This window comes from Luteibacter sp. 329MFSha (assembly GCF_900111665.1).
GTDB lineage: Bacteria > Pseudomonadota > Gammaproteobacteria > Xanthomonadales > Rhodanobacteraceae > Luteibacter.
Genome location: NZ_FOJE01000002.1, coordinates 497,557 through 516,464 on the forward strand (window position 1 = coordinate 497,557; position 18,908 = coordinate 516,464).

Annotated in this window: 15 protein-coding genes; 2 read left to right on the forward strand and 13 right to left on the reverse strand. The window is 63.5% G+C overall.

Translation table 11 applies throughout. From position 1 onward, the window contains the following. Positions 1–9 precede the first annotated feature (9 nt). The 13 genes from BMW54_RS13525 to BMW54_RS13585 all read right to left on the reverse strand — a co-directional run bounded on the left by BMW54_RS13525 (position 10) and on the right by BMW54_RS13585 (position 16,776). Positions 10–2,958, reverse strand: a complete 2,949-nt coding sequence (locus BMW54_RS13525; protein WP_175472870.1) for an FkbM family methyltransferase — start codon at positions 2,956–2,958, stop codon at positions 10–12. A gap of 17 nt (positions 2,959–2,975) precedes the next feature. Then, a complete protein-coding gene (locus tag BMW54_RS13530) occupies positions 2,976–4,331 on the reverse strand; it encodes an ABC transporter ATP-binding protein (protein ID WP_090056849.1) in 1,356 nt (451 codons plus the stop codon). Further along, positions 4,321–5,139: an ABC transporter permease gene (locus BMW54_RS13535; RefSeq protein WP_090057120.1), complete on the reverse strand. Its 819-nt coding sequence runs from the start codon at positions 5,137–5,139 to the stop codon at positions 4,321–4,323. Before BMW54_RS13535 ends, BMW54_RS13530 begins: the two co-directional genes overlap by 11 nt. A 65-nt stretch (positions 5,140–5,204) precedes the next feature. Next, the gene (locus tag BMW54_RS13540) at positions 5,205–5,621 is read right to left on the reverse strand and encodes a GtrA family protein (RefSeq protein ID WP_090056852.1); all 417 of its coding nucleotides are present in this window, start codon (positions 5,619–5,621) and stop codon (positions 5,205–5,207) included. Further along, positions 5,618–7,477: a hypothetical protein gene (locus tag BMW54_RS13545; protein WP_090056853.1), complete on the reverse strand. Its 1,860-nt coding sequence runs from the start codon at positions 7,475–7,477 to the stop codon at positions 5,618–5,620. Before BMW54_RS13545 ends, BMW54_RS13540 begins: the two co-directional genes overlap by 4 nt. Next, a complete protein-coding gene (locus tag BMW54_RS13550) occupies positions 7,474–8,796 on the reverse strand; it encodes an NAD(P)/FAD-dependent oxidoreductase (RefSeq protein WP_090056856.1) in 1,323 nt (440 codons plus the stop codon). Before BMW54_RS13550 ends, BMW54_RS13545 begins: the two co-directional genes overlap by 4 nt. 22 nt (positions 8,797–8,818) lie before the next feature. Further along, entirely contained in the window at positions 8,819–9,763 is a 945-nt protein-coding gene (locus tag BMW54_RS13555; RefSeq protein WP_090056858.1) for an NAD-dependent epimerase/dehydratase family protein, read from the reverse strand. A 2-nt stretch (positions 9,764–9,765) separates the two neighbouring features. Next, the gene (locus BMW54_RS13560) at positions 9,766–10,503 is read right to left on the reverse strand and encodes an SDR family oxidoreductase (RefSeq protein ID WP_090056861.1); all 738 of its coding nucleotides are present in this window, start codon (positions 10,501–10,503) and stop codon (positions 9,766–9,768) included. 3 nt (positions 10,504–10,506) lie between these two features. After that, positions 10,507–12,234 (reverse strand): hypothetical protein, encoded by a 1,728-nt coding sequence (locus BMW54_RS13565; RefSeq protein ID WP_139206107.1) that lies wholly within the window; start codon positions 12,232–12,234, stop codon positions 10,507–10,509. After that, on the reverse strand, positions 12,231–13,535 hold the full coding sequence (locus BMW54_RS13570) for an FAD-binding oxidoreductase (RefSeq protein ID WP_090056866.1): 1,305 nt from the start codon (positions 13,533–13,535) through the stop codon (positions 12,231–12,233). Before BMW54_RS13570 ends, BMW54_RS13565 begins: the two co-directional genes overlap by 4 nt. Continuing rightward, a complete protein-coding gene (locus BMW54_RS13575; RefSeq protein ID WP_090056868.1) occupies positions 13,535–14,980 on the reverse strand; it encodes a UbiA family prenyltransferase in 1,446 nt (481 codons plus the stop codon). The genes BMW54_RS13570 and BMW54_RS13575 overlap by 1 nt, the downstream gene beginning before the upstream one ends. Before the next feature lie 85 nt (positions 14,981–15,065). Then, the gene (locus tag BMW54_RS13580; RefSeq protein ID WP_090056870.1) at positions 15,066–16,007 is read right to left on the reverse strand and encodes an electron transfer flavoprotein subunit alpha/FixB family protein; all 942 of its coding nucleotides are present in this window, start codon (positions 16,005–16,007) and stop codon (positions 15,066–15,068) included. A gap of 22 nt (positions 16,008–16,029) precedes the next feature. Next, positions 16,030–16,776: an electron transfer flavoprotein subunit beta/FixA family protein gene (locus tag BMW54_RS13585; protein WP_090056873.1), complete on the reverse strand. Its 747-nt coding sequence runs from the start codon at positions 16,774–16,776 to the stop codon at positions 16,030–16,032. A gap of 194 nt (positions 16,777–16,970) precedes the next feature. Between BMW54_RS13585 and BMW54_RS13590 the strand changes: the two genes are divergently transcribed. Both BMW54_RS13590 and BMW54_RS13595 read left to right on the forward strand, forming a co-directional pair. After that, a complete protein-coding gene (locus BMW54_RS13590) occupies positions 16,971–17,975 on the forward strand; it encodes a glycosyltransferase family 2 protein (protein ID WP_090056875.1) in 1,005 nt (334 codons plus the stop codon). Beyond that, positions 17,975–18,907, forward strand: a complete 933-nt coding sequence (locus tag BMW54_RS13595; protein ID WP_090056877.1) for a glycosyltransferase family 2 protein — start codon at positions 17,975–17,977, stop codon at positions 18,905–18,907. Before BMW54_RS13590 ends, BMW54_RS13595 begins: the two co-directional genes overlap by 1 nt. Position 18,908 lies beyond the last annotated feature (1 nt).

Below are 18,908 nucleotides of genomic sequence, written 5' to 3' on the forward strand. Positions count from 1 at the left end.
TGCAACAAGCTACTTGAGCTTGTTGCGCAGACCACGGCGCACGGAGCGTGCAATCTTCAGGGTGCGCAGTACGCCAGGTACGCGCAGGGCCCGTTCTATGAGTGGCGCGATGCGAAGCGCGATGTGAAGGCCGATGCCGCCCGCAGGGGCGGGCACGCCATTCGAGGTAGCAAGCTTCATGCGCTCGATGCGGCCCTCGATGCGTGCGGCGGTCGTGCGCCACATCGCTGCCTCGAGGCCGTGCCAGATCTCCATCGCCGATACCTGCCAGTCGTGGACATCCACCACCTGTTCCGCGGCGTTCCAGACAGGGATGCTCTTGAGTCGTTCGATAAGGTCTGTCGTCGTCTTGTAAAGATGGATGTTTTTCCCTGCGGCAACGAGCTGTGCGAGCTCGCGGTTCAGCTTCGTATCTCTCGCAAACACGATCTTCTCGCGCGCAAGCGCATGGAACATGGGGAAGCCAAAGCCCTCGTAGTGGCTGGGAAACACGACGGCACTGGCATCTGCGTAAAATCGTTCGAAGGTCGCGTCGTCGATACGGCCTGCCGCGTATGCCTTCACCGATTTCGGCGGCTGCAGGTTCGTGGGGTAGCCGACGGCGACGATGGGAAGATCCGGAAGCGCCTCGGCGATGGCGTTGACGGTCGGCTCGACGAATTTATGAGCGAAGTGGTTCCCTACGACAAAAACGTGTTCGGACTTGCCCTGTCCAGGCAGCAGGGGCGGGGCGAAGTCGGACGGCAGCAGGGAGTGCCGGGAGATCCGGAAATCGACGTCCGCACCGATCCGGAAACGACGCAAGATTCGATCACGGGTAAAGATCGAGTTGGTAAAAACGATGTCCGAGTCTTCGAACACCGTGCGCCATACCGCCTCGTCGAAGTCGAGCGAAAGATAACCACAGTCCGCCGAAATCGTGTCGAGCATGAAAATTCCGACCACCGCCGAGCGTAGATAAAGCCGGCTGAGTTCGTGGAAGTGGAATGGCTGGCCCATGCGAAATACAGCCGCGCAGCGCGTGTCGCCATCCGGATCGATGCGCGTGACGCGGGCGAATCGATCGAGACGATGAAAGGTCCACGCTTCAGGCGACATCATAACGCCTAGCCGAAGGCTACTTGGCCACAAGCGCGTCGCGGCGTCTAGCAGTTTCAACCCCGCTTCGAATGTACCGTTGTGGTACGGACCAAAATTGGAGTAATCGAAAGCCACCAGGCTTCCGATGTCGGGGCGATGCAGTTCATCGAGAAGCTCTTCTGCGCGGAACCCGGCCGACGAGAAGTAGCGCGACAACATCCGATCATATTCTGGGTACCGCTCACGTAGCACTACCCCATTTGTCAATTCCGCATCCGTCCGGTTGTCGGCGGTCGGCCCGAGTGACACTTCGCCCTTGTGCCACACGAATGCGTGATTCGCGAGTACAGCCCGATACCCGCAGCGGCTGCCGCGCATGATCAGGTCGTTCTCCTCGTTGTAGCCCCGCCCATACACAGTATCGAACCCGCCCAGTTCGGCGATGATTGACCCCCGAATCCAGAGCGCGAAGCCGATGGCTGTGGGCGCGAACGTATAGCGTCGCAATTTGCTCGAGAGAGCTACGAAGTCGGCATAGGCGGCGTCAGGCGAGCGGTCGCGCCCAATCGAACTCTGGGGCAGGCTGGCGATGGTCGCGTTGTTGCTCCGCGGGGAAACGAAACCGATCATGGCATCGAGTGCGGCAACCGAAACCATTTCACGAAGCGCGCCCGGGAAGACGATGGTATCGGAGTTCAGGAGGATGACGTCGGCACGCTCCTCGATAGCCGTTCTGAACGCCCGGTTGCAGGTGCCGACGAAACCAAGGTTGGCGTCGTTGGTGACGACAGCCAGATCGTCGCCGTTCCACCGTGCCTTCAGCTGGGAAAGTGCTTCGGCGAGCGGCGCATAGTCGGGACTGTCGTTGTATAGGTAGAGTTTCGCGCCGAGTGCCGCGAGCTCGTCGCGGACCTGGAGTAGCGACTCGCCGATCGCAGTCACGAGCTCTTCGTTTCGGTAGAACGGTACGATCACGTGCAGGGGCGACGCCGGATCCGGGCTGTTTTCCGACGGGAGGTTCTGCCCCTCGCGAACGGGCGCCTTGCCCGCCAGGTGCGGCAGGACTTCCGGCAGGTACTGTGGTTTGCTCATGAGAAGACCCACGACATCGTCGAGCGTGTCAATCACCATCATGTCACTGCGGGGAATGTCGCCCAGCTTTTCGTTGGGAACGAAAATCAGCGCGCACTCCCGGCTCTCGCCAAAGATGTTGGACTCGTTCTCGCGATAGTTTCGCTTGTTGAATGCGGGGTACGTCGCGCCAAGAGTGGTATAGCCGTCATGCGCGAAGGCGGAGAGCACCGCACTGGCACCCTCCATGGTGTTGCACTCAGCGAAAACGACGGGACGGAGCGTCGTGATCGTCGCCTGCGCGCCCCGTAACACCTCCGCTTCCATGCCTTCGACGTCGATCTTCATGAGATCCAGTCGATCGAGCACGAGACTGTCGATCGTTACGAGCTTCGCTTCCACGCCGACATCGGTGGCGGTCAAGGAAAAGCCGCCGGGGTTCACGTGATCACCGACGGAAAGCGAAGCGATGGTCAGCACGCCGGCCGTATCGGAAATACCGACGTTAAGCCTGCGCACGTTCGCTAGCCCGTTTCGCTCGACGTTGCGGTCGAGCACGGCGAAGATTTCCGGCCTGGGCTCGAACGCGATTACCTCGCCGTGCCGTCCGACATGGCGCGCAAACGCAATGGCATGCGTGCCGATGAACGAGCCGATGTCTGCGACGACGTCACCATCGCCTATGAAGCGACGCAGGATGTCGAGTTCGTTCTCGGCCCATTCGCCGTACCACCGCATCGACTCGGACACGATCCGGTCGCCGGCGATGAGTTCGAAGGTGCCGTACTTAGCTTGGATCAGTTCCATCGAAACAGGCATTCCCACTAGCCGATGGCCAGTTTTACGTTGAGCGACGGCGCACCGGCGATGCCATGCACCACGTTATTGTTGATGACGGTGAGGACCATCACGTCGTGAAGCCAGTGATGCTGCACGTGGTCGTCGCCAGGCCCCTCTGCGAAAGCGACGTCGAGTGTGTACTCACCGCGGACCAGCGGGGGAAACCGCAGCCGGAATTCGGCTTCCAGGTTCTGCCCTGGTTCGAGTGTGATTGCCTCGTCGCGCAGGTAACTGTCGGTGCTCTCGGTGAGCACGAACTGCCCCTTCCGATCCTTCAGCATGAATCCGATGGCCGGGAACGTCATAGCCTTGCCGGTCACGGCGGTGATCACCAGGGCGACGTCCTCGTCCGAGGTGAATTCACTCAGCGCGGCCCCCTGAGGGCCGCGGATGAAGGCCGAGGTAATCGTCCCGCCGCCCGCACCGAAGCCCTCCGCGTCGACGCGGAACGGCGATGCGTGATATCGGGCGGGGTGGATGTCGGTGACTTCATACACTCGCCGCTTCTCGTCGATGGTGAACGAGGTGTCCCCGTGCGCCGACTCGGGGGCTTGCGCATCGAACGCCACGCTGGCCGACGAGGCACTGGTCCGGTCGTCATACAGTTCGCGCAGGTAGGTAGTGGAAATCTGTTTTGCCGTTCCGACGTCGCAAAGATATCGGCTACCAATCCGGCGTAGAAGAATGGCGCTTCCGCACAGCGCGTTGACCGCGCCCATGTCGTGACTGACAAAGAGCAAGGTGCCGCCCCGACGCTGGAACTCGCCGAGGAATCGCATGCACTTCTGCTGGAAGTACGCGTCACCCACGCTGAGGGCTTCGTCGATGACAAGGATTTCGGCATCGACGTGCGTAATGACGGCGAAGGCGAGGCGAACGAACATGCCGCTCGAGTACGTCTTGACCGGCTGCTCGATGAACTCGCCGATGTCCGCGAACGCAGCGACTGAATCAAATCGAGCGTCGACGTCCTCTTTCGTCAGTCCATACAAGGAAGCGGCGAGATAGACATTCTCGCGGCCGGTGAATTCAGGATTGAATCCCGCACCGAGCTCGAGCAGGGCGGCGACCCGTCCGTTGACTTCGATGCTTCCGCGCGTCGGGTTCAACGTGCCGCAGATCATCTGCAACAGCGTCGATTTACCGGCCCCGTTCCTGCCGATGATGCCGACGGTTTCCCCGCGGCGAATCTCAAACGAGACATCCTCAACGGCCCAGAACTCCTTGTAATAGTTGCGACGCCCACGCCATAGCATCTGCAGAAGACGGTGAGCAGGCTTCTCGTAGACGTGATAACACTTACCCAGTCCAGATACCTTGATGGCGAGGTCAGATGACATCGGCGAACCCCTTGCGGACCTTCTGGAAGAAGGCGAATCCGATGAATAGGGAAGCGATCGCTGCGAGCATGGTCAGCGCGTATGTCATCGGCTCGATACCTCGCCCGAACATCAGTACGTCGCGGATTTGATGAACCGTCGGTGCAAGTGGATTCAGATTGAGGATGGGCTGGAACCGCGCGGGAATCGCATCCACTGGAAAGAAGATGGGGGTGAGGAACATCATGGCGGTCGTTATGATCGCCGTGATCTGGGTGATGTCCCTGAGGTAGACACCCAGCGCGGCGAAGAGCCAGGACACACCCGTCAGAAAAATCATGAGCGGCAGGATCACGATCGGCGCGAGGAGTGCCGTCGCGTGCGGCATCCCGAAGGCGACGACGTAGAAGACGATCCACACGGCGAGGCTCACGACCAGATTGAACAGGGCGGTTATGACGCTGACGCAGGGGAGGATCTCGAGCGGGAACACCACACGCTTGACGTAGTTGGCATTACCTAGAATCAGCTGGGGCGCCCGGTTGAAAACCTCGGAGAACATGTTGAAAACGAGGAGTCCGGCGAAAAGGACCAGCGCGAATTCAGCCTTGCTTCCCGTACCACCTGGCCAGCGGGCTTTAAAAACTTCGCTGAATACAAAAGCGTAGATTCCCAGCATGAAAACCGGCTGAACGATGGCCCAAGCGAATCCAAGCGCCGACCCGCGGTATCTGGCGGCGATCTCACGGACCGCCAGCGCGCGAATCAGGCGCCGGTTGGCTACCAGGCTCCGCAGGAGCGCCTGGGGTGCAGCGGAAAAGGATTCCATGGCTATCTGGTCTTGTTCTGACGACCCTATATGATAGCTCATGCGGGGTAGGCAGCCTGGATGGCCTACCGCGCCTGGAAGGTGATGTGTTTATGGCCGAGGTAGCTTGTGGCGATCGGTACTACGACCCCCACCATATGCGCGGTCAGCTCCGGCTGCCAAGTCCAGCCGGCCCAGGGCAAAAGCCACCGTTCGAGGAGCACGCTGACCACCAAGGTCTGAAGGGCCGCGACCAGATTGATGACGACGAACCATGACGCCTGGTGCTTCAGCGAGCGGGCCGGTGCCTTGAATACAAGTGCGCGATTCAGCAGGAACGCGGTCAGCATGCCTACCACGTAAGCGATCACCACCGCCGTTTCGAACCCGACGAAGCGACTCAAGATCACGCGTGCCCCCACGTTCACAGCGGCGGCCACGCCGCCGCATACAACGAAGAGCACGAGCTCCTTATGACGGTGCGCTCTGTCGAGTACTCTCATGTGGGAGTTTTCCGCGCGGAAAGGACGACGAGGCCGGCGAAGAGGGTAGCACCCAGGAAAATGAGCGCTCCGATCAGCTTCGAGGCGATCATATTGAAGAGCGCGCTGAGCCGGCCCGTCTCCACTGGCGCGGTGAAGGCTATCCACGCATCGGGGTTGGTGTCGACCGCTTCCAGTGCCATCCCGGGTTCCGCTCGGAACGAGACCATCGACCAGGTTTCACCTGGGTTGGAACTCGTCCTGAGTGAATGCTGTCCTCGTCCTGACGTCTCGCGTACGTCCAGGCGTGGTGGGTCGAAGTAACCAGCAATCCGTATGCTGACATAGGGGGTGCTGGCGGAGAACGGCCCCGTCTTGCATTGCCCGGATTCCGAGTCGCCGCCCGGCGCGTGATAGGAGCCGCGACTGTCGGGGTACGGCATGCGCGGCATCCGGGGGTACGTGCCATCCGGCTTGAACCCGTCGCACCGAAGCCATTCGATACCGATGGGACGTCGGATGTCGGCGGGCATCATCGCCGCGACGACCGGCATATCGAGTGTCCGGGCGATGCGTCGGCTATCGGGGTATGCAAACATGCCCGGATTTCCTTCAAGGCTGGCTGGATTGCCCGTTGCGACATAGGCACGAAGCATGCGCACGACACGTGCCCCGCCATCCTGCCTGCCGCCCATGCTCGCCATGGCGCCGGGCGTCGCGAGAGCGAGAGCGATGACGAACTGAGACATATAGATCGCGCTCAAAAGTACGGCGGCGACCCTCCCGCGCCCCTGGAGGCCGAAGGCTGCGGTGAGTGCGATGGCGACGTTCGCGCAGATCCCCACGCTCAGGATATCGAGATACCTCGATGCAATGTCGACCATGTCATGGCCGCGCGAGTACGCCATGGCGGCTGCCTGCAGCAGAACCCATGCGAGGATGCCCGCGAACAAGCGGTGTCCGGGAAGTAGCGCGCGGCGTGCGATCAGGTCGCGCGCAGCCCGAAATCCAAGGAAGAACGTAGGCAGCCAGACAAGTGCAACGTGCAGCCAAGTGGCCGATTTAGGCCACGACAGCACCATCTTCAGCGCGCTCAGCAATTCGCGGGGATCCCGGGCATGAAACGACGCCCCCATGGATTCCGGAAGGATGAGATAGCCGAACACGACCAGAAGCGCCTGCGAGATGAGGAGGATGATCGCGGCGCGGCGCGGCGCGGATCCGTCGATCCATCGCAGCACGGCGAGCGCACAAAGCGTCATTGGAACGAGCAGGCCAGAAGCCATCGAAAACATGGCGCACAGCGCCATCAGGAACAGCGTGCCGACCTTTGCGAGCCGAAGCTCGGCGGTCGACGCGATCCAGATAGCGGCGACGGAGAAGCCCAGGAGAAAGTAGAACTGGCTCTGGAAGCCGCCGACGATGTTCTCCCAGCTGAAGGGCAGCGCGAGCACGAGGGCGAAGAAGAGAGCGAGTACCGGACGTGCTGCGCCGTAGCTATGCCTCAAGAGGGCGATCGACATCACGAGGACGGCCAAGCAATAGAGCAGCAGGTTGAACAGACACTCGACACGGGCATCGAACTGGCCTCCGTTGAGGCCGAACAATGCCATCGTCATCAGCCGGGTGAAGAAGATCCGGTGCTCGTTATGAGCTTCGAAGAGCGAGGTCCATGTGTAACGCTCCTGCGCGATCGGCACGAGGAGCCGATCGATCTCGGCATCCCACTGATCCCAGAAAGGCGCCGACGTGGCGTATCGGGCGACCCAGTACAGGCGAACCGCGAACACGAGGAGCACGAGAAGCGCTGAAAGGTAAACGACACCTCTCAGGTCGCCCGGATCGCGCGCACCTGGGCGCAGGTCGCGCCAGCTCATTGAACTGCCCCGGCCGACGCGGTTGCCGTTCCTGCCACTTCGCGAGCGAGCATGCGACCGAAATCGATGCTTTCCGAAATGCCGCGGTCCTCTGGGTAGTAGTGCGAGGTATCGGCGGCCCACAGGCCAGTGACAGGCAGCTTGCGCGGCGGAATGGTCTCCAGGTAGCCGGGCGGACAAATCGGTTGCGCGTAGCGATATCGATTCGCACGGATGTCGATGAAATCGTGGTCGGTAAGCGCGGGATTTATGGTCTTCAGGTAGCTGCGCACCTTGCTCGTGAACACTTCGTCGGCGTCGCCGTACTTCGGATGCTCGCCGGGCATGTAGAACGGGACGTAAACGACGTGGTGGTCGAGGGGACGCAGGTTCGTGTATTCGACAAGCCCGGGAATATCCATGTCGTCGTCATTCGTATTCAGCCAGAAGTTCTCGCTGACGGGCTTGCGGAGCTTGGCGATGACGCAGACCACGGCGACGTTTTTCAGCGACGAGAACTGCGCGATGATTTCCTGGGGCAGCTCTGGCATGATCCGCGGCACGAACGGCAGGGGCACGGTACTGACCACCTTGTCGAACTCCTCGAAGCCTGCCGCGGTCTCCACACCTTGTACGGCGCCGCGTTCGATTACAACGCGCGTGACAGGCGTCGAAAGCCGGAACTCGCCGCCATGGGACGCGATCCAGTCCTGCATGCCGTGAAGCAGGGTGTCCGACCCACCGTCGAGGTAGCCGAGCTTTTCGCGGAAGAGGTCGTAGCGTGAGTTACCAATGCGGCGGATGCGGCTCCAGATCCACGCTGCCGAAAGGTTGTCGCTGTAATCATAGAATTTGTAATCGAACAGGCGCTGCCAGAGGGAACGCCATGCTTCGTCGCCCACCCACCGTTTGATCCAGCCGGTTGCCTCGACGTGGTCCAGCGGGCGCCAGTCCTTGCGCTTCGTGGAAAGGAAGGCGTGCAGCCCATAGCGGATTTTCGCGGTCAGGCTCAGCCCCTTGAATTTCAGCAAAGCGATTGGGTTACCCCAAGGCTGCAGCCGCTTGCCGAACCAATAGCCCATCTTTGTTTCGGTCCAGCGCATGCGATCGGCCAGCCCGAGCTCGTCCAGCATCGTCAGGAAGCCAGAATCGGAAATGCAATGGAAATGGTAATAGCGCTCGATCCTGAGACCGGAGAAATCGAACGATGCAGTCATGCCGCCAACGCGATCGTCGGCTTCGAAGACCACGGGATGATGGCCGTCCTTCGCCAGCTGGTAGGCAACGGCCAGGCCCATAGGGCCTGCGCCGAGGACGGCGATGCGCTTGGGGTTCGTCATATGGAATTTCCCGTTACGTAGATCAGCGCTTCAGCACGATAGCCGAATAACGCGGGTCGCAATAGCTCTCTCTCACCGCCTCGGCGAACGGCGTCTGCTTCACGCCGAACGTGGCTTCGGTGTCGACCCCCTTGAAGTCGTCCCCGGCACTCAGTGCCTTGAGCTGATCTTCCGTGAACGGGGGCTTGCCGCTGAACATCGCGTAGACGCGCAGCAGGAATCCGAAAAGTCCGTAAGGAATGTGAAGGATGATCGTCTTCAGCCCCTTGGCCTTCTTGATCGTATGGATGATGTCGACGTAGTCGATACGCGTATCGCCGACGACGTCATACACCTCTCCGTTACGCTCGCGAATGATGCAGTCGGCGATGCAGCGGCAGAAATCGCGCTCGTACAGCGGTTGACGCATGTATCGGCCATCGCCGGGAATCGGGAACACGGGCGTCTTCGCCATGAAACGCGAAAGCCAGCCGAAATGCTTGGGGTCGAACCAGCCGAACATCAGCGTCGGACGCAGCACCGTGTGCCGAATGCCCGACTCGACGACGAGCTTCTCCTGCGCCTTCTTCGTATTGGTGTAGTCGTCGTTGGCGACCGACACCACGACCGAAGAGCTGATATGCACCATGTAGGGCACGCCGTGGCGCTTGAATGCGTCGAGCACCACGCGCGTGGCCTCGATATTGTTGCGGACGAATTCTTCCGGATACTTGCTGGTGATCTGTGCATGGAGCTGCACGACGCACGCGGCACCGGCGAACGCGTTCTCCCAGTCGCCGGGAACGGCCACATCGGCCTCGATCGCGACGACGTCCGGATGCAGTTCGCGCAGGATGCCCATGTTGTAGGCATGCTTGTCGATGGCCACGAGCTGCGTGAAGCCCTGGCTCTTGAGCTCGACGATCAGGTTCTGCCCGACGAGGCCGGCGGCGCCGGTGATGACGATCTTGCTGTTCTTGTCTGCCATGGTCAGAGGCTGAGGCGCTTGAAGAGGAATTCGGGGATGCTGCGGATGACCGTCATGATGCCGAACCAGAACCACGGCAGGTAGGCGACGGGACGGCCCTTGTCGATCGCCTTCACGATACCGGCGGCGACGTCCTCGGGTTTCGCCCAGAGCGCGCCCTTCTTGAAGTCGCGCGTCATCGGTGTGTCGACGAAGCCCGGCTTGATGGTCACGACATCGACACCGTGCTTAGCCATGCGCTGGCGCAGGCCGCTCAGGAATGTCGTCACCGCCGCCTTGGCGGAGCCGTAGAGATAATTGCTGGCGCGACCGCGGTCGCCGGCTACCGATGAGATCACGGCGATGCTTCCGCGGCGCGCTGCCTGCATGCGATTCGCTATGAGCGTCAGCAGTGCGATGGTCGAGGTCCCATTGGTCGCGAACTCGGCCAGCGCGGTTTCGACCGAAGCCTCGCACGCTTTCTGGTCGGGCAGGGTGCCATGAGCGATCAGGACGACGTCGACCTCGCCGAGCGCGACCCACGCGTCGTCGAGCGCCGCCGCGTGCGCGGCGAAGTCGCCGACGTCGAGACTGGCGCGGGTGACTTCGGGCGCGCCGCGAACGAGCAGGTCGTCGGCAATCGTGTCCAACCTCGGCCGATTGCGGGCAACGAGATGGAGGCGTGCGCCGCGTTCGGCATACAGGCGTGCCGTGGCTTCGGCGATCGCCGACGTCGCACCGATGATGAGGACTCGTTGCATGGCTTACTCCGAAAACGCGAAAGGTGCCCCGGCGGGGGTCTGGCAGATGCGCAGGGATGGTGTGTGCGACCGGGCCACGTCCGGTCGCGCGTCGCGGACGTAGCCGCTGAAGCGCCTCCGTCCGACGGTGTTTTCGCGTGTGCGAGAGGCCTCGGGCCCGAGAAGCACCCATCCGACGATTGTATCGTGCTCGTCCAGAACCAGGGCCGGAACGTCGGTAGACTGGTCGAGTGGCTGTTGAAGATGGCCAGCAATGCGGTAGTCCGCGGGAGTCGACGAGAGGGCCTCGCCTGTCTCGACACCCGCCTGACAGACGGCATGGGTGACGCTAAGGCCGAGCCAGCCTGGCGCGCTTGCGATCGCGGGGCGTCCGAAAGCCGGTACACCGGCCCGTCGGGCCTCGGCAGCGAAACGCATCGCGGTCGCCGCAGCGGGTTCCGGATAGACCGCGGCGATGGCCGCGGGATCGTCGAACTGCGCCGCGAGGGCGAGAGCGGCGAGTTCTCGTGCGTAAACGACGTTGGTCTGCGCCCTCGTCGCACGCAGCTGCCAGGGCATCAGACCGATGAGGAGCGCGATCAGTGCCACGATCACGACGGACGGGCGCACTGGCCGCAGCGCAGGCAGCCAGGCGATGAGCAATGCCAGCCATGCCGTAAGCGCGAGGCCCGTGTACCGGCTGACAAACGCGCCTTCAAGGCCGGCCGGGAGAGGCAGACGCCCGATGGCCGTTCCAAGGGCACTCGCCGCGACATAGGCAATTGTCGCGAGCATGGCCAGGCGAAGCGGCAGTCTGGACCGGTCCCGCCACGCCGCGGGAAGGCAACACAGCGCGCCCATCAGAAGAAGCGCTCCGCTGGCCTCGACGATGCCGGAGGCCCAGGACGCATTCTTGAATGCAAAAAAAATCGGGCTACCGAGGTATCGGAATAAGAAATGCGCGACGTCGAGCGGTCGTTCGACGAGCACCGAAAACGCCGGCGTCGGAACCTGTGCATCGTGGAATGCGTAGCGAACGAGAAGAATGGCTGCGAGGGTGATCGCGGCGGTGGCGATCACCCATCGACGCCCCAAATCCAGGCACATGCCGAGCACGAGGAGAATAGGAAGAGCGAGGATGCCGTTGGCCATGGCTCCCAGCGCAAGCATGCCACACCCTGTCGCACACCCGGCGAGAAGGACTCGCCTGGGGCTACCCGTCGCTTGCGCAGCGAGGCAGAACGCGAGGAGGGGAAGGAGCTGCGCCAGGAAAAACTGAGTCTGGAAGGCCCAGGTGAAGTTTTCGCGCTGCGACCAGAAGAAGGTGACGCCGACTATGACGGCGTAGATGGCGCGCATGGATGCGACCGCCAGCGAAATGCCCGTCGTCGTCGCCGCGCGGCAAAGGAGAGTCGCGATGCCGGCCGTTATCAGGACGTTGACGCAGAGCGGGAGCAGCCCCCTTCCACCAAGCCAGGCAATGTCCGCGTAGAAGAAAAGACGCGAAAGTACGAGGCGATGTTCGTTGTGCGGCTCGATCCATGCCCGCCATCCCTGGGACGCCGTACGCAGGTAAAAGCCGACGTATCCGTCCCACATGTCCCAATAAGGGACAGGCGAGTAGGCGCGAGCGATCCCCACGATGGTGCACACCACCATTAGACCGGAAAGTGCAATTGCGAGCCACGATAAGCGTGACGCTGAACGCGATGCGCCAGCCAGCGTCGGCTCGGGTGCCGAGAATGCTCTCATGCGGATACTCTGCGCCAGAAGCTCGACGAGATGCCCGGATCGACGAAGGCCGAAAAAGCCTCGTAGGTCGGAAAGTACCGCCGGAAGTGCGCGGCCGACATCCGGGCGTCCTTGGCCGGGTAAACCGCGCCACCCTTGTCCGAAACGATGGCATCTAGCCTATCGAGAAGCGCGAATGTGTCCGCACCTAGGTTCGGAAAATCGAGGGCGAGCGTTGTGCCTGGCCGTGCGAAGGAAAGCATGCCTGGCGACGGTCGTTCGCCGAAATCCTTGAGCACGGCGAGGAAAGAGCCGCCTCCGGCATCGGCGATCGTCGTGACCAGCTCCTGCATGGCCGTCTCCGCTGCCGCGGGCGGCACCACGCATTGGTACTGCAGGAAGCCGCGAGGCCCGTACATGCGATTCCAGTTCGCGATACTGTCCAGTGGATAGAAAAACGGCTGATAGTGCGTGGTCGCGTGAACCACGCGCTGGCGCTGGCGGTGGTAGTAAAGCTGGTTGAATGCACGCAGGCTCAGCGAATTGATCAGACTGACCGGTGGTGTCACGGGCATGCCGAGCGCGCGCCCGGACGGCATTGGCCGCTGGTCGGGGCGCGACGGAGCGTGGTTCGCACGGCTGAAGAGGCCGCGGCCGAGGTTCTTGCCACGCGCTGCGCAGTCGATCCAGGACACCGTGTACTCGTAATCGCGGTCCGACGTTCGGGAAAGTTCGAAGAAGCCAGCGAGATTTTCGAAGCGGTGGCTTTCGGTCGACATCCAGGGGCCCGCGACGCGCCGCAACTGGATCGTTGCCCAGGTGATCACGCCCGTCAGACCCAGACCGCCGACTGTCGCGGCGAACCACTCGGCGTTCTCGGTCGGGCTGCACAGGCGCCGGCTGCCGTCGGTGCGCAGCAGCTCGAATTGCAGGACGTGGTGGCCGAACGTGCCGGCCCGATGATGATTCTTGCCATGGACGTCGTTGGCGATCGCGCCGCCGACCGTGACGAAGCGCGTGCCCGGTGTCACCGGGATGAACCAGCCCTGCGGCACGACAAGGTCCAGGATGTCCGAAAACAACACACCCGCTTCGCAGGTCAGCACGCCGGTGGCCGGATCGAACGCCATGAAGTGATCGAGGCCGCGCGCCGCCAGCAGCACGCCGCCGTCGTTGAGACAACTGTCTCCATAGCTACGGGCATTGCCAATCGGAAGCGCAGGCGCGTCGCTTCGCGGCAGCGGCGCATGACGATCCGTAAGCGCCACGACGGTTTCCGTCGTGACGGGATAGCGGCCCCATGAACGGCCGGCGCGTGCCATCAGATAGCCGCCGCGACGACGATGGCGGCGATCACGCCCAATACCTGGCTGGTGCGATCCATGACGGCGAAGACGACGGGATCGTCGTGCATGACGCCGCGATGCGCGATGGCCCATGTACGGCTGATCCAGTAGAGCAACAGCGGACAGAGCATCCAGAGGTAATGCGGGTGCTCGTACAGCGACATGCTCGCGGTGCTGTCGACGTAAAGGGCGAGCACGAGCACGGCGAGGTAGCCGCTGGAGGCGCCAAGCGACTGGATGAGCGGGATGTCCTCGACGTCGTAGCCGCGTCCGCTCGCCTTGACCTTGCCGCTCTTCTGCAATGTAAGGAGCTCGGTGAACCGCTTGACCATCGCGAGGCTCAGGAAGATGAACATCGAGAAGGCGAGCAGCCAGAACGACGGCTTGGTGTGCAGCGCCGCGGTGCCGGCGAGGATGCGCGTGGTGTAGAGCGTGGCGAGCACGACGACGTCCAGCATCATCACCCGCTTGAGGCGGATCGAATAGGCCGAGGTGAGCAGGTAATAGCCAAGCAGGACGGCCACGAACTGCTTCGATACGAAGAAGGCGAGTCCGAGACCGGCGATGAACAGAAGCACCGCCAGAACGGGGCCTGCGACGAGGGGCAGCGTGCCGGCCGCGAAGGGACGATGGCGCTTGCGATGGTGCTGGCGGTCCGACGGCAGGTCGAGCAAATCGTTCGTGATGTAGACGCTCGATGCGCAGAGGCCGAAACACAGGAAGGCGAGCAGCGAAGGCAATACGGCGCCGATCTCGAGCACACGATGCGACGCGAGCAGCGGCAGGAACACGAGCACGTTCTTGATCCACTGATGCAGACGGAGCGCCTTGGCCCAGGTGCGCAAGCCACCTTGACGGATCGCGAAGCGCCTCTCCACAGTCGCGACCTTCGCCGCGGCGTTCGACAGCGCGCTACCGCTCTCCACGACGAGCGCGGCACGGGCGTGCTTCCAGACCGCCAGATCGACGGGCGCATTGCCGATGTAGTCGAAGGCTTTGTCGCCAAAGCGATCGACGAGCGCCTTCGCCTTGTTCGAGCCCGAAAGATTGACCTCGCCGTCGCTCGCGATGACCTCATCGAACACCCCGGCATGCGACGCGACCGGGGCCGCGAGCTTCACATCCGACGCAGTGCAGAGCACCAGGTGGCGGTGCTCTCGCTGGGTGCCCAGCCATTCCAGCAGTTCGTGGTTGTAGGGCAGGGCGGAGGGATCGAGGTCGACGCGCAGGGCGATCTGCTTCTTCAGGTAAGCCTTACCCCGAAGAAGCCAGGCAAGCATCGGGAAAATACCGAGTGGGTGTCGTGCTAGTAGCGCAAGCGCGGATTCGATCAGGAGATCGGAGCGGATCAGCGTTCCGTCCAGGTCCACGCAAAGAGGAGCGCCCGTCTTCGCCGCATTGTCCGTTGCCGTTGCCACCATGAATTGCTCCCCTGAGAGATCGCCCGCATGCACGGCGGGATAGGACTATTGCATCGCGGGGCCGCCGGAGCGGCCCCGCGGAGAATCAGCCAATCGCCGATTCCAGCTCCGGCAGGATCTTGAACAGATCCCCCACCAGGCCGATGTCCGCGATCTCGAAGATCGGGGCCTCGCCGTCCTTGTTGATCGCGACGATCGTGCCGGCGTCCTTGATGCCCGTCAGGTGCTGGATGGCGCCCGAGATGCCGATGGCGATGTAGAGCTCCGGCGCGATGATCTTCCCGGTCTGCCCCACCTGCATCTCGTTCGGTACGTAGCCGGCATCCACGGCGGCGCGCGAGGCGCCGACGGCCGCGCCGATCTTGTCCGCGAACTTGTAGATGACGTCGAAGTTCTCTTTCGAACCCACGCCACGGCCGCCGGAGACGACCTTTGGCGCGCCCTGGAGGTCCGGACGATCGCTCTTGCCCTGCTGCAGGCCGACGAAGCGGGTGTGCGAGGGCAGGGTGGCATCGACGGAGAGAGCTTCGACCGACGCCGAGCCGTTCGAGGCGGCGGCGGCCCAAGAGGCGGTACGGATGGTCGCGACGACGACGGACGCCGAATCGACCTCCACCGTGACGATCGCGTTGCCCGCGTAGATCGGGCGCTTGAAGCTGTGCGGGCCTTCCACGGTCATCACGTCGCTGACCTGCGACACGCCCAGCAGGGCGGCCACGCGGGGCGCGAGGTCCTTGCCGAAGGTGGTCGACGGAGCGAACACGTGGGTGTAGCCGGCCGCGGCCTTCGCGATCTGCGGGGCCAGCACGGCGGCGAGCGCATGGGCGTTCTCGGCGCGGGCGACGGTCAGCACCTTGCTGACGCCGTCGATCTTCGCGGCTTCGGCGGCGACGGCGTCCGGCGCGTCGGACAGGACGATGACGTCGATGGCTTCCGGCTTGACGGCGGCTGCCGCGCTCACGGCGCGGGCCGTGGAGCCATTGAGCTTGCCGTCGAGGTGTTCGGCGATAACGAGGATCTTGGACATGTCGGGTCTCCGGTCGGCTGCCTTACAGCAGGCCCTTCTGCTTGAGGGCCGCGACGAGTTCGGCGGCGTCCTTCACCATCACGCCCTTGCTGCGCTTCGGCGGGGCGGCGTAGTGGGTGGTCTTGATGTGGTCGGCGGCGTCGACGCCCAGCGAGCCCAGTTCGATCACGTCGATCGGCTTGGACTTGGCCTTCATGATGTCCGGCAGCTTGATGAAGCGCGGCTCGTTGAGGCGCAGGTCGGTCGTGATCACGGCCGGGAGGTCGGCCTCGATGGTTTCCAGGCCGGCGTCCACCTCGCGGGTCACCGTGGCCTTGCCATCGGCGATCTCGACCTTGCTGGCGAAGGTCGCCTGCGGGCGATCCCACAGGGCGGCCAGCATCTGGCCGGTCTGGTTGGCATCGTCGTCGATGGCCTGCTTGCCCAGGATCACAAGACCCGGCTGTTCCTTTTCGACCAGCTTGAGGAACGTGCGCGCGGCGGTCAGCGGCGACACGGCATCGCCGGTCTGCACGTGGATCGCCCGGTTGGCGCCCATGGCCAGGCCGTTGCGCAGGTGGGCGGTCAGGTCGGCCGGGCCGATGCCCACCACCACGACTTCCTCGGCCACGCCCTTCTCGCGCAGGCGCAGGGCCTCCTCGAGGGCGATGTCGTCGAAGGGGTTGGCGGACAGTTTCACGCCGTCCGTGACGACGCCGCTGCCGTCGGGCTTCACCTGGATGCGGACGTTGTAGTCCACGACGCGCTTGTAGCCGACCAGAATCTTCATTCGGGGGTTCCTGTGCCGAGGGGCGCCCGCGGCAAGCGGACACGATGGGAGTTGACCCCCTATTCTAGCGAATCTTCAAACTGTCGTTTGACGCGACGCGGTAACGGCGCAAACGTCGAAGTCATGCGCGAATTGGTCGCATCACCCGTGATATCTGGGATAATTCGGCCTTGAATGAAGGATTTACGCCGTCGATGAGCATGCCACCCGCCGCCCCGGCGCACGGGCCCACCGTGACCGCCGTCGTCTGCACCTTCAATGGTGCCGCATGGCTGGGGGAGCAGTTGCAGACGCTGCTCACCCAGAGCCGGATACCGAATGAGATCGTGATCGGCGACGATGCATCCACGGACGGTACGTGGGCGATGATCGAAGGGTTCGTCACACAGGCCAGGGCGCGTGGCATCCATATGTCTACGACGCGCAACGCCGAACGCCTCGGCTACGTCGGCAACTTCTCCCGCTCGCTCGCCCGGGCCACCGGCGACATCGTCTTCCTCTGCGACCAGGACGACGCCTGGCATCCGGACAAGATCGCGACCATGGTGGGCCGCTTCGAGGCCGACCCGACCCTGACGTTCCTGCATTCGGACGCTCGGCTCGTCGACGCGAGCGGAAAGGACATGGGGCACGGCCTGTTCGAGGCGCTGGAGCTCAGCACCCACGAGCGCGAAAGCGTCCGCTCCGGCGACGCGTTCATCACCTACCTCCGCCGCAATCTCGCGACGGGCGCGGCGTCGGCGTTCCGCCGGTCGCTACTGGACATCGCGCTGCCGCTGCCGCCCGACTGGGTGCACGACGCCTGGCTGGCCACGCTGGCCGCGGCCGTGGGCAAGGTGGACATCATCGACGATGCGCTCGTCGACTACCGGCAGCACGGCGGCAACCAGATCGGCATGGCCCGGCGCACTCCGAAGCAGCGCGTCACCGACATGTTCCGGCCGCGCAACGACACGATCCGCTCGGATGCCGCCCGCCTCGACGCCCTCGCCGAGCGCCTCGAAGGCCGCTGCGCGGACGATGCCTGCATCGAGGCGACGCGCTCCATGCGCGAACACCTGCGTGCTCGCTTGGCCATTGGCGCACAGCCTGCCTGGCGCCGCGTCCGAGGCGTGCTGCGCGAGTGGAGCAGCGGACGTTACGGCCTCTTCGGCACCGGTGCACGCTCCGCGGTGCGCGATCTGCTGAGGATCGGCTGATGACCGGCACCTCGCGGCACGTGGCGATCCTGCTCGCCACCTACAACGGTGCGCGCCACCTGCCGGAACAGATCGAATCGATCCTCGCGCAGACCCATGGCGACTGGACGATCCACGTGTCCGACGATGGTTCCTCGGATCAGACCCTGGCGATCCTGCTCGACTATCGCGAACGACTCGGTGCCGCGCGTCTCGTGCTCTGGGACGGGCCGCGTGCCGGCTACTCGCGCAACTTCATGTCGATGCTCCATCGCCAGGGCATCGACGGCGACTTCATCGCCTTCAGCGACCAGGACGACATCTGGGATCCACGGAAGCTGGAGATCGCGCTGGCCGCCGTGGCGGAGCTGCCTGCGGAGGAGCCGTCGCTCTACTGCGGACGCTCGCGTCTCGTGGACGACGAGGGCGTGGCCTTCGGTATGTCGCCGCTGTTCGCGCGGCGTCCCTCGTTCGCCAATGCGCTCGTGCAGAGTCTCGCCGGCGGAAACACGATGCTGCTCAACCGGCGCGCGCGCGAGCTCATGTGCCGTGCGCGCGCGGACGCACGTGTCGTATCGCACGACTGGTGGGCTTACCTCGTCGTCTCCGGTGCCGGCGGCCATGTCATCTACGACCGCGAACCGACGATCGGCTACCGGCAGCATGCCGAGAACGTCATCGGCTCCAACGCAGGCATCGGCGCGCGCATGCGAAGGATGGCCGACATGGTCGGCGGTCGCCACCGCGAATGGAACGACGCGAACATCGCCTTGCTCGTCGGCATGACGGACGACCTCAGCGCCGACAACCGGCGCCGGTTCGAGCGGTTCGTGCGCGGGCGCGACCGCTGGCTCGTGCCGAGACTCGTGGCCTTCGTCCGCGCAGGTCTCTACCGGCAGACCACGATCGGCAACGCGGGACTCGTGGTCGCCGCGCTGCTCGGTCGTCTCTGAC